Below are 14,683 nucleotides of genomic sequence, written 5' to 3' on the forward strand. Positions count from 1 at the left end.
GACGGTGACCTGGTGGTCACGGGCGGCTTGTTCCAGGTGGCGCAGGGAGGTGTAGCCAGCGTCGATCAGGTGCTCGGCGGGCAGCAGTCCGCGACGGGCCAGGCGGGTGTGGATGCCGGGCAGGACCTTGCTGTCGTGGGTGGTGGCCGCGGTGGTGGCCACGTCCGTGATCACGTTGGGGCTGTCGGGAGCACAGGTCTCGGTCAGGTGAGCGGAGAACCCCTTCCAGTCCCCGACGGAGTCAAGCTGAGCACTCAGATCGGTTGTGCAGGTTTTGGGGGCCGCCTTCCGACCGGTCTTGCCCACAGCAGAGGTGGTGCGAGTGTGGCCGTTGCTTCGTGTGAGGTGGCGGTCCTCTCGTACCGGGTTCGTTACTGACGGCTGTCGTCAGGCTGAAGGGGAACAGCAGGGTGGCAAGGAGAGTGGGCGGAGACCGGACACGTCCGGCCTTGCGCGGCCGGGTTCCGCCCGCTCATGAGGCAGCGAGTTGCAGCAGTTCGCCGACGCCTTGGGCCCGGTGGTACGGCTGGAAGCGGGGCAGGAGGTTGTCGATGAGGCTGATGCAGCGAGGGGCGCCGATACGGCGGGCCAGGAGCAGGGACTGGGTGGCGGCTTCCGCTGCGGGTTCGGGTTCTTTCTGATCGAGGTAGCTTGTGGCCCGGTAGGCCAGGAAGACGCCGCGGGTCTTGTCCCGGGCCGCGGGCAGCAGCGACTCGCCTTCGGTGATCAGTTGGTGGGCACGGTGTGTGTCGCCGAGGTCCAGGAGGGCTTGGCCGGTGTCCACGGCGAGGTCGGCTTCGGACATCCAGGCGCACCAGGCGGGCCGGTCGGTGCCGGCGTCGGTGAGGTGCTGTTCGGCTGCGGCGAGGGCGCGCAGGACGGTGTGGCGGTCGCTCGGGTCGCGGCGGGCTGCGATGGTGCGGGCGAGTCGTAGTTGGAGCAGGCAGCGGGCGGCCGGGTTCTCGGCGCGCATCAGGGCCCGGTTGAGGATGGTGGCCGCTGTGGTGTGGTCGTGGCGCCAGGTGGCCTGGTAGGCGAGATCGCTCAGAAGGCCGGCGCCCATGTCGTGGTCTTGGACCGCGTGTGCGTTGTGCAGTGCGGCGATCCAGTGCTGGCTGGCGTGGGTGTGGCGGCCTTGGTCGAACTGGTGCCATGCGACGGTCTGTGCCAGAGAGGCGGCCAGGGTGTGCAGGCGCAGTGCTGACGCGGGCGTGTAGTGGCCGTGTTCGAGGAGGTCGGTCACTGTGGCCAGGTGGGCGGCCAGCAGGGTTGCGGTGTGCTGTCGTTGTTCGGTGGCGAGGCCGGTGAGGTGCTGCGCGGAAGTTTCCAGGAAGGAGAGGAGTTCCTCGCCGATCGGTTTGCCGTTGTGGGCCTGTGCGAGTGCGTCGCCGGGGAGGGCTGCCCAGTCTGCGGCCAGGGCGGACAGCGCGGTGCTGGAGATGGTGAGGAACGTGCGGCGTTGCATCGCTGTTCGGAATGCCTCTCGTAGGGCGGGCACGGAGCTGCGCGGGCCGAGCGGGACGACGCCGTTGGTGGTGAGCGGCAGCCAGTTCGGCCAGTCGTCGGCCCGGACGATGTCCGCGGGCCAGCCCAGGGCCTCGGCGATGTAGACCTGGGATTCCTCGCTGGGCTGCGCGGCTCCGCGTTGCCATTTGCGTACCCGTGCCTCGTCCGTACCTGAGCGCAGACCGCGCCGCGCGGCCGCGGCACGGATTCCGGAGACGAATTCCTCCATGGTCATCTCGGCCGCGAGGCGCGCCACGATCAGAGGGTGCGGGGTGGTCTCGTCCACGCATTCCATCGAATCACTCAGCGCGAGGGCCGGTGACTCCTTTGCGGTAACGGGACCCCCTCGGGACCCCCCTCGGGCGGTGGACGGCGTCGAACGGGTGAGCGCACTCTCGTCCTGGCGGTCCACCCACGGCCGCCGTCCTCATCCGGGCCGAGGAGGGGGACTGGTTCGCGGGGCGGCCTCTTCTCAGGCGGCCGGTTCCGGTGCGCGGTGCCCCTGGGCGGCGGGTACGGTCTGGGGCCCGCTGCCGTACCCGTGTTCCGCGTTCTCGATCAGCCTTGCCCGCAGGGCGCCCATCAGGAGGTTTCGATGTCCACCCAACCGAAGTTCCCCGCAGCCGCGGTTGCTTTTCCTGGAGTCCGCCGGCTGCTCCTGAGGGAGACAGCTCCGCCTCCGTTGACTGACGAGCAGATCGTGGCCATGACGCGCGGGTGGGAGGAGGCTGTCGCCGCGAATCCGGCGCTGTTCGACGGGCCGACGGTGGTGTGTGCGGGGCTGGAGCGGAAGAGTTCGGACACGCTGCTGGTGACCTGGTACCGGGCGACCTACCGCCTGTACGTCCTGCGCCTGGACCCTGTCCATGCGGTGTCCGCGCCGTCGGTGTTCGTGTCGGTGGCTCAGCCCACGGATGACGGCCGGCTGCTGGTGGGGCGCATGGCGTCGTCCACGGCGGCTCCCGGCCGCTGGCAACTTCCCGGCGGGACGATCGAACCCCCTGAGACGGGCGCTGCTCTGGACATGGAGGCGTTGCGCCGCCACGCGGCCCGCGAACTCGCCGAGGAGATCGGGCACAACGTCCCCTGCGGCGACATGGAGCTGTGGGCGGTGACCCGAGGCGACAAGGGCAACGTGGGCGTGCACTTCCGTGCACCGGCCTGCCCGGCCGAGGCGCTGGGCGAGCAGTACACGGCGCTCGTGGCCGCCGAGAGGGCCCAGGGCCGCACTCCGGAGCTGGACCGCCTCGCGTTCATCCGGTCGGCTGGCGACGTGGCGGGCCTCGGCGGCCGCAGCGCCGACTTCCTGCCGGTGCTCGCCGCGCGCCATACAGCGAGCAGGCCGACCGATCACTTGAGGAGGTAGCAGATGACGGCCAAGTCCCAGAGCGGTACCCGGCATCCGGCCGCAGCGGGAGGGACCGGCTCCGCGGTGGGCGAGGAGGTGCTCGCCGGTCTGGCCCAGGAACTGGCCGCAGCCGCCCGCACCCGCACCCCGGTCCGGTTGCTGTCCGAACGCGTTCCGGGCCTGTCCCTGCCGGACGCCTACCGGATCCAGCAGATCAATGTGCGGCAGCAGGTCGCGCAGGGGGCCCGGATCGCCGGTCACAAGATCGGTCTCACGTCGGCCGCCATGCAGAAGCAGATGGGCATTCACGAGCCCGACTCCGGGGTTGTTATCCACCGGATGGTCGCCGCCAGCGGGGCCCGGCTGCGCTCGGCCGACTTCATGAACCCGCGGATCGAAACGGAGATCGCTTTCCGGCTCGGCCGCGACATCGCGCGGCCCTGCGGCCCGGACGCCGTCCGCAAGGCCGTGGCGGAGGTGTTCCTGTCCTTCGAGATCCTCGACACCCACTTCAGAAGCTGGAACATCACGCTCGTCGACAGCATCGCCGACAACGCCGCATGCGCCGGCGTCATCACCGGCAGCCCTGTTTCCTTCACCCCATCGTGGGATCTTGCCCAAGAGCAGATCACGGCAGAGGCGGACGGCACGGCGGTCGCGAGAGGGGAGGGACGCGACATCCTCGGCGACCCGCTTCAGGCCCTGTCCTGGCTGACACACCGCCTGCCCGGCCTCGGCACCACCCTGCGCGCCGGCGACATCATCCTGGCCGGCTCCGTACACGCCAGTCTCCCGCTGACCCCTGGCACCACCTTCCGGGCCACCTCCACCCGGCTCCCCGCCGTCCAAGTGCGGGCCCTCTGACCCACCGCCTTCAGGGAGCACACATGCCTGCGAACACCGTGTTGAACACGGCCGTCCTCGGTTCCGGACTGCTGGGCCTCGACCTTGTCGAGCGCATGCGGCACTCCCCGCATCTGAACTGCCGGCTCGTCGTCGGCCGCACCCGCCACAGCCGCGGACTGGACCAAGCCGCCGGCCTCGGCTGCGCCACCGCCGCGGGCGGCGTCACCGCGCTGCTCGGATCGGGACAGTCCTTCGACATCGTCTTCGACGCCACCAACGCCTTCGAGCACCCGGAACACTGGGGCCGGCTCGCCGGCACCGGTGCGGTCCTGATCGACCTGACCCCCACACGCAGCAGTGCGCTGATCGTGCCCACCGTGAACGGCACCCAGGCAGCCGAACACCAGCACATCGGCCTCATCTCCTGCGGCGGGCAGGCCGCCATCCCCGTCCTGCACGCCCTCGCCCAGCACTACCGGCCCCAGTACGTGGAGATGGTGGCCACCGCCGCCAGCGTCAGTGTGGGCCGGGCCAGCCGCCTCAACCTGGACCAGTACGTGGAGACGACCCAGGGCGCCATCCGCCAGTTCACGCGGACCCCCGCCGTCAAGACGATGCTCAACATCTCCGCGGCCACACCACCGCAGCCGTTCCGCATCACGATGACGATGGTGGCCCCCGGCGTGGAGCAGAACCCGGTCAGCACCATCGTGGAAACGGCCGCGACCGCCATGCGGACCATGGTGCCCGGCTACCGGGTGACCTCGTGCACCGTCACCGACGACATCATCCGCGTGATCGCGGAGGTGACCACCACCCGCGGCCGCATGCCGGTACACGCCGGAAACCTCGAAGTGCTCAGCGCCGCCGCCATCCACACCGCCGAGCAGCACGCCCTCGCGCCGAAGGAGATCGCCCGATGACCGCACCGGCCCAGGTGACCGTCCACGACCCCACACTGCGCGACGGCCAGCACGCCGTACGGCACCAGCTCGACCGCGAGCAGATACGCGCCTACGCCGCCGCCGTCGACGCGGCCGGTGTCCCCGTGGTCGAAGTCGGCCACGGCAACGGCCTCGGAGCATCCTCCCTTCAAGTGGGCCACGGCAGGCTCAGCGATGACGAGATGCTCGCCACGGCCCGCGAAGCCCTCACCCGCAGCAGGCTGGCCGCTCTCATGCTGCCCGGCTGGGCCACCACCGCCGATCTGCACACCGCCATCAGGCACGGCGTCGACATCGTGCGGGTTGCCGCGCACTGCACCGAGGCCACCGTCACCGAACGCCACCTGGGCGTCATCCGCGAACTCGGCGCCGAGGCCCACGGGGTGCTGCTGATGAGCCACATGACCAGCCCCGGCGACCTGGCCGAGCAGTGCCCGCTGATGGCCGGCTACGGCGCGCAGGCGGTGTGCGTCTTCGACAGCGCCGGCCACTACCTGCCCGCCGACGTCACCGAAAGGATCACCGCCATCACCGCCGCGGTGCACGTGCCGGTCGCCTTCCACGGGCACAACAACCTCGGTATGGCCGTGGCCAACTCGGTGGCGGCAGTCCAGGCCGGCGCCCGCACGATCGACGCGTGCGCGCGAGGCTTCGGGGCCGGCGCGGGCAACACCCAGCTCGAAGTCCTCGTGGCCGTGCTGGAGCGCTACGGCCACCGCACCGGGATCGACCTGCGGCGCCTGGCGGACGCGGCCGATCTCGCCGAGAAGACGCTGATGCCCGCACCGCCGGTGATCGACTCCACCAGCCTCGCCTCCGGGCTGGCCGGCGTGTTCTCCGGCTTCAAAAGGCCCGTCCTGGCCGCCGCCGAGCAGGAGGGCGTGCACCCCTGGGACATCTTCGCCGAACTCGGCCGGCGCCGGGCCATCGCCGGGCAGGAGGACCTCATCCCGGACGTGGCCCGCACCCTGGCCGAGCAGAGGGCGAGCCGATGACGCGGACACCTGCCCCGGCCGGGGTGTGGTTCATCACGCCCGGCCACAGCTCCGCCCGTTTCCCGGCCGCGCACCGCAGCGGTGCGGACGTCGCCCTGGTCGACCTGGAGGACTCCGTGCCGGCCGCGGCAAAGCCGCAGGCCCGCCAGAACGCCGCCGCGTTCTTCACCACCCCGGCAGCGGCCGGCCCCGTGCGCGGGGTGCGGATCAGTTCTCCGACCACCCGCGACGGCATCCTCGACCTGACAGCCATCGCCGACTACCCGGCCCGGCCGGACCTCGTGCTGATCCCCAAGGCCGAGTCCGCCCGGGACATCGAGATCGCCGCCGGGGCCCTCGACGCACCCGGCTACACGCCACACCTGTACGCCCTGATCGAGACCCCGCGCGCCCTTGAGGAACTGCCCTCGATCGCACGGGCCGACCGCATCGCCGGCCTGGTGTTCGGCACCGCCGACTACGCGACCGCCACTGGCTGCTCCCAGGCATGGGAAGCCGTGCTGCACGCCCGGTCCGCGCTCGTCACCAGCGCCGCCGCCGCAGGCATCCACGCCATCGACTCCCCGTTCTTCGACCTGGACGACCTGGACGCGCTACGGCACGAATCCGAACGGGCCAGGGACCTCGGCTTCACCGGGAAGTGCTGCGTACACCCCGACCAGATCCCCATCGTCACCGACGTGTTCACCCCCACCGGCGCGCAGATCACCGCCGCCCGCGCCATCGTGGCCGCCGCCGCGGACGCCGGGGGCCGCATCATCCGCGTAGGGGAACAGATGGTCGGCCCGCCCATGGTCAAAGCCGCCCAGGCCCTGCTGGCCCGCGCGGCGGCCCACACGCCACGAGAGGTGGGCGCGTGACCCCCGGCGTTCCCGCGCCCGCGGGATACCGGCTGATCAACGCCGGCCGCTACCGGGAAGTGGTCGGCCCGGGCTACCACGAACTGCACGAAGGACTCGTCATCGAGCACCGGCCCGGGCGCACCCTCACCGAGGCGGACAACGTCCTGATGACCACACTCGGCGGCAACGACGCCCCGATCCACACCGACGCCCACTACAGCAGCCGCACCGAGTGGGGCCGGCCCGTGGTGTGCGGCAGCATCACCCTCCACATCGTCGGCGGGATGACCGTACGCAGCACCAGCGGCCTGACCACCGCCAACCTCGGATTCCAGGAGATCCGCTTCACCCACCCGGTGTTCGTGGGCGACACCCTCTACGCGCAGACGGAGATCACCGGCCGCCGCCTGTCCCGCAGCCACCCGGACACCGGCATCGTCACCTGCCGCACCACCGGCCACAACCAGGACGGCACGGCCGTCATGACCTTCACCCGCAGCTTCTTCGTCCCGGTCGACGCCGAGACGGCCCGCGACCGCACCAACTACTGAACGAGGGAGGCGACATGCCTGACACGATCCAGATCGTGAAGGCCGACGAGGAACTGTGGAGCCAGTACGACGCCCTCGCCACCCGCAGCTACGGCCACCCCGTCGGCGACATCACACGCCTGCGCGAGCACGCCGACATCCGCGTCGCCCTCCGCGACGGACAAGTCATCGCCGGCGGCCTCGGCCTTCTGGTCCCGCAGTTCTTCGGCGGGGCACCTGTGCCCTCCGCCCTGCTCAGCGCCGGGTGTGTCGCCCCCGAGGAACGCGGCGCCCAGCTTTCCGTCGACATGCTCGCCGAACGACTCCGCCACCTCCGCGACCAGGGCGCGGTGGTCTCCACACTGTGGACGACCTCCAGCGCATACGTCCGCCGGCTCCACTGGGAGGCACCCGTCCCCGTATTCGCCTGGTCCATCGCCACCGACGACCTCAAACGGGCCTACACCCGGCCGGCGCTGCCCGTCACGCACGGCCGGACACCGCAATCCGACGACATCCAACGCCACCTCGCCCGCCACTGGAACGGCGCTGTGCTGCGCCCGCCGTGGTGGCCGGCCTGGACGGACCGCAAGCAGGAACTCACCACCTACCGGTTCGGCCCGGAGCAGTCCCCGACCGGGCTGCTGTCCCTCACCACGAAACGCAGCGCACGGCACGGCATGGAGCTGACCGTGCACGACTTCTGGGCCGCCGACGAGGAGGCCATCACCGCCATGATGGCGTTTCTCGCCAGCCACCACACCCGCGCCCCCGCCATCCGCTTCCGGCGATCCGCGCTCCCTCCCTACCCCGCGCTGCTGCACAACCTCCACCGGTACCGGCCGACAGCAGAAGCGTGGCATCCGTGGATGCTCCGCATCCTCGACCCCCAGGAAGCGGTTCGGCTGCGCGGATGGCCCGCCGCCGACGAGATCACCATGCCCCTGGAGATCGAAGGGGAGAACGGCGGCACCTGGGACCGGTACCTGCTCAAAGTGAAGGACGGCGCCGGACAGCTCACCAAGACACATGCCGCAGGCGAAGTCCGGCTCACCCTCCGACAACTGGCCGTCTGGTACGCCGGCGGCTACCGCACAGCAGCCTCAGCACACCTCGCTGGAATCACCGCCAGATCGAAGGAAGCGCTCACCGGACTGATCCACGTCACCACGGAGCATGAGCCCTGGCTACCCGACCACTTCTAGGTTCTGTCGGCGCATGATCTTGCATGATGGATGATCTTGCCTTTCCCGATCCCCCGACGGAGGGCGCGCCGTGACGCACTCGTCGATGCCCTGCCCGCTGTGGCGGAGTGCGCCCGCCAGCTCCGGCACGACCCGGAGCCTCTGATGACAGCCCAGGACGCGGCCGCCGTCACGTTCTCACAGGCTCGCACCCGCCCCACCGTCCTCCAAGGCCCGCGAGGACTTGCCGAGCGCATTCTGCCGACCATCGCCGCGCTCGCCGGCCCGGACGCCGGCGCCACAGCAGAGGGACTTGGGAGGGACCGCGCTCGGGAGCTGCTCGACGCGGCCGCCGACGTATTGGATGCGGCCGCCCGATCGTTCGGACGTGTATCGGGAGAGTCCATCCTTGAACTCTGCATCAGGACAGCCGTCTGAACTGCATGAACAGCAGGCCCTAGCTTCAGCGGGGCCTTGGCATGAGGATGGACGCGTCCTGGGCCACGGCAATTGTTGGTGCGGCGGAGCGCATCCCTGACTGACGGGCGGCGCGAGCGGAGGAGCCGTGCGGCGCCTGGGGGCGGAAGCTCATCACCCTACCCGGGTGACCTCTGCTCGGGCGGAGCCCTCTGCCCGCCGCGAGGTCATCGCCAACGCTGCCAACGACGGTTCGCCGTTCTGGGGTGTATCTCGGTCACACCCCTAAAAGCTGAGTGGATCACGACTTCATCCGAAAGAGTGACCTTGTCAGGTGGGGCGGGGGTGCGTTTTCACGGTACGGGTAGGAGTCTCTCTCCGGTAATGATCGGAAACCAACCTTTATCGACTATTCTGCGGCGCCTTCGTGTTTCAGTTCGGTCATTCTGAAAGGTCCTGTGCGCCTCACGGTGGAGTGTCCGTTTCCGTTTTCACGATTTTCGCGAGCAGTGATCCTGAGAGGAGGGCGATTAGCGTGCTGGAAGGCGCGAAAGGGCCCCGAGTTGGTTGGAGTCAGCGACGGGGCCCTCCCAGACGTGCCAGACCGACACCCATGTGAGGAGCTGGGCATGATTCAGCACGCCCGCCGGAAGATCGAAAGCTTCCTTCCGGTAACGCACGAGATTAGCATTCCAATTTCGACGGTCCTGCAAAACGGAGTCGCGAGCGTCACCACATTGACGCTTCGCTTCGGTACGGCGCTGACCGCCGGCGTCACCGCGGGTGCCGCCGTCTGGCCGGAGCCGATTCCCGCGAGGTTGGTGATCGCGGTGCTGGCCGCGGCGGCCTGGGATCGCAGCGGGCTCACCTATGTGCGGGTGCGCCGCACCGAGTAACCCCGTCGGTGTCCAACGCCTGACAGCGGCTGCCGCTAAGCGGCAGCCGCTGTCTCTGAGCTGATACCAGATCCCCTACCGGCACGCGATGCCGACGTCCCCTCCCTCGGCTGAACCACCAAATGCAAGCTGCCAGGTGATTCCCATGTTGTGTTCCAGCCGGCCTGGGCTTCGGACCACCTCAGGCTCCCAGGACCATTTGCACGGTCTGCCTGCCGCTGTGGGGCCGCGTGCCGCCGCCACCTTCACCGCTTTCTGCCAGAATCACTGGCCCGTTTACCGGCGGTACGCCGGAGCCGTCACAGGCGTCACGGACCATGCCTCCGTTCTCGCCCACGCGGCCCTGAGGGAAGTGGGGGCTCAATGGCCGACCGTCCTCCGCAGTGCTGCTCCGTGCGCCGCTGCCTGGCCTCTGCTGCGTGCCACCACCAGCGCCAAGCGCACGCCCGCCGTCCGAGTACTGCATGACAGTCTGCGCCCTCCAGAAGCAGATGCGTTCCTGCTGCATTACAGGCTGGGGCTGACAGCAGTGCAGGGCGGATGCGCCATGGGCGTACCGCCCGTCACGTTCGAACTGCTCCGGCGGAGTGCCCTGCGCACGGTGAGCCGACTCGACTGGCACGGGCATATGTCAGTGTCGCGTGCCTCCTGACCTGGGAAAACGTACGCCGGAGCACCGGGGGCGCAAGCCGCGCATGAAACGCTTCGGCGGTGTTTCGCTCGATGGTGGCAACGGGTAGCAGTCAGTCGGACCGGCCTCATAACATGCGTGCCTGGCTTCGGGGTTCCGCAGCGTCCGGAGGGGACGTGTACGTGGCCGAGAGCGTGGGGAGCGGCTCATCATTGATGTCAGTAAGCCCAGTGTGGCCCGAATGTATGACCACTTACTTGGCGGGACCGACAATTACCAGGTTGACCGGGATGCGTGTGAGGAACTTCTGCGGATCGCCCCCAGCTCACGCGAATTGGCGTTGGTGAACAGGGCGTTCCTCGTCCGCGCCGTGCGCTGCCTTGCCCGTGATCATGGTGTGCGCCGGTTCCTCGACCATGGGTCCGGTCTGCCGACGCAGCCCAATGTCCACCAGGTGGCACAAGAGGTGGACCGGGCGGCCCAGGTCGTCTACATCGACAACGACCCGATGGTTCTTGCCCACGGGCGCATGATGCTCGCCGAGGACCCGGCGACCACGGCGGTCCTGGGGGCAGACATGCGCGACACAGGCCGCATCTTCGCCAGTCCCGAGGTGCGAAGGCTGCTGGAAGGGGAGCAGCCGGTTGCCGCACTGTTCGTCTCGGTCCTGCACTGCATCCCTGACCGCGATGATCCGTGGGAGCTGGTGCGGCGGGTCGCTGACCGTCTTCCGGCCGGCAGCTTCATGGTCATCTCACAACTCGCGAGTGATGATGCCGAACTGCGGGCGGATGTTACGAACTTCATGGCGGACATCACCGATGGCCGGTGGGGTCAGGTCCGGTCGATCGGCGACGTTAGCCGGTTCTTTGACGGGCTGGAGCTGCTGGACTCGGAAGGGCCGGTGGAGGTCTCCCGCTGGCAGCCGGACAGCGACTTGGCTCCCCGTCAGCGCAGCGAGGAGTGGATTGAGTACGGCGGCGTGGCAAGGATTGGTAGCGGTTGAGGCAGCTAGTCGCAGAGCCGCTTGATGTGGTGCACCAGGAAGTCGGTGGTGTCCTGCTTGGACAGCGTCCTGGTCCACAGATCGTCCAGCGACGCCTGGTACATCTCGATCTCCTCGTCATCTACCAGCAGATCTCCGGAACGGTTCCGTGTTTCCAGGTAGACGGCTCGCCCGACGCTTTCATCGTGCGGTTTGAGCAGCACCATCGACGGGTGTAGAGCCGTGCCCTGGTGCAGAGCGGTCCCCGGGAGGATGCGGATATGGATGTGCGGCCGGTGCAGCGCCAAGTTGAGCAGTTGGATGAGCTGCTCGCGAAGAACGTTTCTGCCGCCCACTTCCATGATCAGAACAGCCTCGGCCAGGACCGCCTCGAAAAGGGGCGCGTCCTCTTCGTCCAGGAGCGTCTGACGGCGCAGCCGGATTTCCAGTCGCCGGGCGAGCAACTCGCGGTAGATGCGCCGGCGTTCAGCCGTGGGCTGGGCGTCGACAACATCCGTCATCAGGGCCTTGGCATACGTACGGGTCTGGAGCATGCCCGGGATGACGTTCTCCTGGTAGGTGCGGATTACCTTGGAGGTGGCCTCCAGCGCGAATAACCCGGCCAGCGGCTCCGAGACGACGTCCGACGGGTTCGCCCAGGACGGAGAATCCTTTATGCGGCGCAGACACCGCGCAGCCTCCTCCAGTACCTCGGCCGGTGCGCGGCAGGCGCGGAGGAACGCTTCGACCTTGCTGGGATCCTGTGGCTGACTAGCCGTCTCGTAGCGGCTCAGGGTGGGCACCGAACCCATCGTGGGTACCGCGGTCACCGCGTCCCCCTGTGTCCAGCCCATCTCCTCGCGGTGCTGCTTCATCAGGGCGCCGACGGTCCGCGCCAGCGGATGCGGCGCGGACCGTGACGACTTCTTGCCTTGGCCCGGGAGCCTGACGATCCGAGCAGACATGATGCTTACTCCTTGCGCGTGAGCGGCACCTCGCCGCAGCGGAGACAGCTTCGTCGGCCCGGTCAGCCCGGATCAAGTCAGGGCCAGAGTATTTCAGCCAGCCAACTGCCGGAACTCCCCCTTGGCCGCACCATCGATGAATGCGGACAGTTCACTTCGCGTGAAGATCAGTGCCGGTCCCTCAGGGTCCCTTGAATTGCGAAGGGCCACGTTCTCGCCGACCTCGGCAAGCTCGACACACTCTCCCACACCGTCGCTTCGGGACGCCTTGATCCAGCATGCGCCCGCCAGCTCGCCAGCGCTGATACCGTTGAAGATTGAACTCATGGTCTGCTCGCTTTCCTAGTTCTACCGGCGGCTTCGCTCGCCTGCCGGTCACTCCGGAACCGCTTCGTCCTACTTTCGCGAGGGCGTGAAAATTTCACGCGCTGATGAGAATGCGTGAAATTCTAGTCCTCTGGTGTCCGCGTCACCGTCCCCCGAAAGGGTGCCCCTCGGGCGTCGTGAAAGGTAAATGCGTAAATCGCATTAATGCGTTGCGTGACCATCAAGTGAGACGCGCAAATGGCCGAAGCTGATTGCTCAAGGCGTGGTAGTGGTCGACGGCTTGCGGCCCCCGCGCTCAAGGTCGGTGGCAAGCGCTCAGTGTTCGCCGGCGCGGGATGCGCGGGTCGCGCCGCGGCCTCGAAGCCCCGAGGCGTATAATCGAACCTGTGATCGATTTGCCGTCTGACCTGCCCCGGCTCCGTGTATTGGAGACGTGGCACGCCCTATGGCTGGACAGGGTGCGCAGGAAGATCGCGGAGGTTGAGATACGGGAGGCCGGGCGGCAACGTGCCCCCGCCGCGCGGCCTCCCGCGCCCGACTGGCTGCTGGAGCGGGGCCTGAACGGGGAGCCCGCTCATGTCCATCACGGCGACTGTTGGAAGACGCGGGGGAGCGGGCGTATCAGGGGCATCGACCGGGACCAGGCACTGCGCGCGCTCGCAGACGGGGTGGCAGCGTGCGGGACGTGTCGCCCCGACGCGGAGCTGGGCTATTTGGAGGGCTAGTGCCTGTGTTTGACCTCGTCCGGAGCCCGGGGGTGGGTTTGGGGCGCGGTGAGTTGTCGGCAATGGCCAGTTCAGGCCACCGCGATGTGAGAGGGCCGGCCCTCATCGGGCTTATGGCTTGGCCCTCTGCAGGGTCCGGTTGGCGGAGTGGTGGGTGGTGGGCTGTGGGAGGCCGGGGGGAGTGGTCCTGGGGCGAGCGGGTGCGCGAGGTGCTGTCGGCTTCGTGCGGGTGCGGGTGCCGGTGCCGTGGGCGAGGTTTTCGGTGAGGGTGGCCAGGAGGGGTGCGGGGGTGTAGGGGGAGGCGTGGACGGCCCAGGTGGGGCGGTCGATGCTGGGGCCGGCCCAGAGGGTCCAGGTGGCGGAAGTGCTGGGGTGTTGGGCGGCGAAGGCGTCGAACTGGACGCCGGCGTCGCCCTGGGCGTTCTCCCAGCGGATCCAGCGCCCGTCGACGGTGTGGTTCCAGCCGGCGTCGGTGAGAGGGCGAGTGGCGCTGGAGACGGTCCTCTCGGTGACGGGGCTGCCGAGGGCGGTGTCGAAGGCGTCGCCGTGGGAGAGGCTGATCAGGAGGGTCTGCAGGAGCGGGTCGGGGGTGGTGCCGGTCAGGGTGAGGTGCCACATGCGGTCGGAGACGGGGGTCTCGTAGGCGGCGAACGTCCAGGCGGTCTCGCGTGGGCCGGCTTCGTGGACGAGTTCGGCGCGTAGGGTCTGGTCCTCGTGAACGAGATGAGTGGTGTCATCGGACCATGTGCGCCACTTTTCCCAGTCCCGGTGCCCGGTGACGAACGCGTCGAGGACGGTGTCGTGGTCGGCCGGGTCGGCGGCGTAGGCGGGCACTGTCTCGGGGTGTTGCTCGGCAGGTTCGGGTTCGGTGAGGCCGGGGGAGTGCAGGGGGCTGCGGGCTTGTTCTGCCTGTAGTTCGACGTCGGTCGAGGGAGCGGGCCCGGGACGTACCGCCTCCCCGTGCTGGTCGTGGAAGTCGGCGAGGGCCTCGGCGGCGGTTTCGAAGGTCTGCTCGACGGTGCGCAGGTGATTCTCTCCGTGAAGGGTGACGCTGCTGCCGTCGCGGTAGGAGCCGACGGCCACGATGGTGTGCGGGTCGTGGGCGTGGGCGTGGATGACGAGCCGCCCGTGGCGGATGTCGTCGTAGATCTTCTGGGCTTCGTCGGAGACCTGCCGGATCTCCTGGCGGTTGCACCAGGGGTAGGGGTAGTTGGCCCAGGTCCAGTCGTCGTCGATGGCCTCGCGCAGACCGGGTGTGACCGCCACGGTGATGTTCAGGGAGGTCAGGTCGTGGGCGGCGCGTTCGGCCCAGTAGGGCTCCTCGTGGTCGATGCGGGCCATCACCAGCGTGCGCTCGTCGACGTGGTCGAAGCCGCGCACGCTCAGATGTGCGTGGGGGATGTGCCGGTCGGTGCCGGTGAGGGTGGCGACGACGGCGCTGGGATGGCGTGGGTGGGTGTCGAGGCGGACGTGCGCGTCGAGGGCGGGGGTATCGCTCATGGCGGGGCGTTGTCTTTCCTGCCGGTGGCCGGACCTGGGGGT

At 68.9% G+C, this 14,683-nt stretch carries 14 protein-coding genes and 1 pseudogene; 11 read left to right on the forward strand and 4 right to left on the reverse strand.

The annotated features are described in order from the left end of the window. Window positions 1–472 precede the first annotated feature (472 nt). Window positions 473–1,792: an NsdA family TPR-like regulatory protein gene (locus tag ABEB00_RS00070; RefSeq protein ID WP_345616612.1), complete on the reverse strand. Its 1,320-nt coding sequence runs from the start codon at window positions 1,790–1,792 to the stop codon at window positions 473–475. Between the two features lie 396 nt (window positions 1,793–2,188). Between ABEB00_RS00070 and ABEB00_RS00075 the strand changes: the two genes are divergently transcribed. The 10 genes and pseudogenes from ABEB00_RS00075 to ABEB00_RS00120 all read left to right on the forward strand — a co-directional run bounded on the left by ABEB00_RS00075 (window position 2,189) and on the right by ABEB00_RS00120 (window position 11,145). Then, window positions 2,189–2,872: an NUDIX hydrolase gene (locus ABEB00_RS00075; protein ID WP_345616613.1), complete on the forward strand. Its 684-nt coding sequence runs from the start codon at window positions 2,189–2,191 to the stop codon at window positions 2,870–2,872. A gap of 3 nt (window positions 2,873–2,875) precedes the next feature. Next, window positions 2,876–3,718: a 2-keto-4-pentenoate hydratase gene (locus ABEB00_RS00080; protein WP_345616614.1), complete on the forward strand. Its 843-nt coding sequence runs from the start codon at window positions 2,876–2,878 to the stop codon at window positions 3,716–3,718. Window positions 3,719–3,741: 23 nt separating this feature from the next. Continuing rightward, entirely contained in the window at window positions 3,742–4,623 is an 882-nt protein-coding gene (locus tag ABEB00_RS00085; RefSeq protein WP_345616615.1) for an acetylating acetaldehyde dehydrogenase, read from the forward strand. After that, window positions 4,620–5,639, forward strand: a complete 1,020-nt coding sequence (dmpG, locus tag ABEB00_RS00090) for a 4-hydroxy-2-oxovalerate aldolase (protein WP_345616616.1) — start codon at window positions 4,620–4,622, stop codon at window positions 5,637–5,639. The genes ABEB00_RS00085 and dmpG overlap by 4 nt, the downstream gene beginning before the upstream one ends. Further along, window positions 5,636–6,499, forward strand: a complete 864-nt coding sequence (locus ABEB00_RS00095) for an HpcH/HpaI aldolase/citrate lyase family protein (protein WP_345616617.1) — start codon at window positions 5,636–5,638, stop codon at window positions 6,497–6,499. Before dmpG ends, ABEB00_RS00095 begins: the two co-directional genes overlap by 4 nt. Then, complete coding sequence (locus ABEB00_RS00100) at window positions 6,496–7,032, forward strand: MaoC family dehydratase (RefSeq protein ID WP_345616618.1); 537 nt, start codon at window positions 6,496–6,498, stop codon at window positions 7,030–7,032. Before ABEB00_RS00095 ends, ABEB00_RS00100 begins: the two co-directional genes overlap by 4 nt. A 14-nt stretch (window positions 7,033–7,046) precedes the next feature. Continuing rightward, entirely contained in the window at window positions 7,047–8,216 is a 1,170-nt protein-coding gene (locus tag ABEB00_RS00105; protein ID WP_345616619.1) for a GNAT family N-acetyltransferase, read from the forward strand. A 30-nt stretch (window positions 8,217–8,246) separates the two neighbouring features. Beyond that, window positions 8,247–8,585: pseudogene (locus tag ABEB00_RS00110) on the forward strand (FUSC family protein); the annotation flags it as partial. A 656-nt stretch (window positions 8,586–9,241) separates the two neighbouring features. Beyond that, entirely contained in the window at window positions 9,242–9,508 is a 267-nt protein-coding gene (locus tag ABEB00_RS00115; protein WP_345616622.1) for a hypothetical protein, read from the forward strand. Between the two features lie 842 nt (window positions 9,509–10,350). Further along, window positions 10,351–11,145 (forward strand): SAM-dependent methyltransferase, encoded by a 795-nt coding sequence (locus tag ABEB00_RS00120; protein ID WP_345616718.1) that lies wholly within the window; start codon window positions 10,351–10,353, stop codon window positions 11,143–11,145. A gap of 5 nt (window positions 11,146–11,150) precedes the next feature. Here the strand turns inward: ABEB00_RS00120 and ABEB00_RS00125 are convergent, their stop codons facing one another. Then, entirely contained in the window at window positions 11,151–12,089 is a 939-nt protein-coding gene (locus tag ABEB00_RS00125; protein ID WP_345616623.1) for a helix-turn-helix domain-containing protein, read from the reverse strand. Between the two features lie 93 nt (window positions 12,090–12,182). Beyond that, a complete protein-coding gene (locus ABEB00_RS00130) occupies window positions 12,183–12,416 on the reverse strand; it encodes a DUF397 domain-containing protein (RefSeq protein ID WP_345616625.1) in 234 nt (77 codons plus the stop codon). Window positions 12,417–12,751: 335 nt separating this feature from the next. Between ABEB00_RS00130 and ABEB00_RS00135 the strand changes: the two genes are divergently transcribed. After that, the gene (locus ABEB00_RS00135; RefSeq protein WP_345616626.1) at window positions 12,752–13,141 is read left to right on the forward strand and encodes a DUF6233 domain-containing protein; all 390 of its coding nucleotides are present in this window, start codon (window positions 12,752–12,754) and stop codon (window positions 13,139–13,141) included. 111 nt (window positions 13,142–13,252) lie between these two features. Here ABEB00_RS00135 and ABEB00_RS00140 read toward each other — a convergent pair whose 3' ends face one another. After that, complete coding sequence (locus ABEB00_RS00140; RefSeq protein WP_345616627.1) at window positions 13,253–14,641, reverse strand: SPDY domain-containing protein; 1,389 nt, start codon at window positions 14,639–14,641, stop codon at window positions 13,253–13,255. Window positions 14,642–14,683 lie beyond the last annotated feature (42 nt).

The organism is Streptomyces ziwulingensis, from assembly GCF_039542605.1.
In the GTDB taxonomy this organism is placed as follows: Bacteria; Actinomycetota; Actinomycetes; order Streptomycetales; family Streptomycetaceae; genus Streptomyces; species Streptomyces ziwulingensis.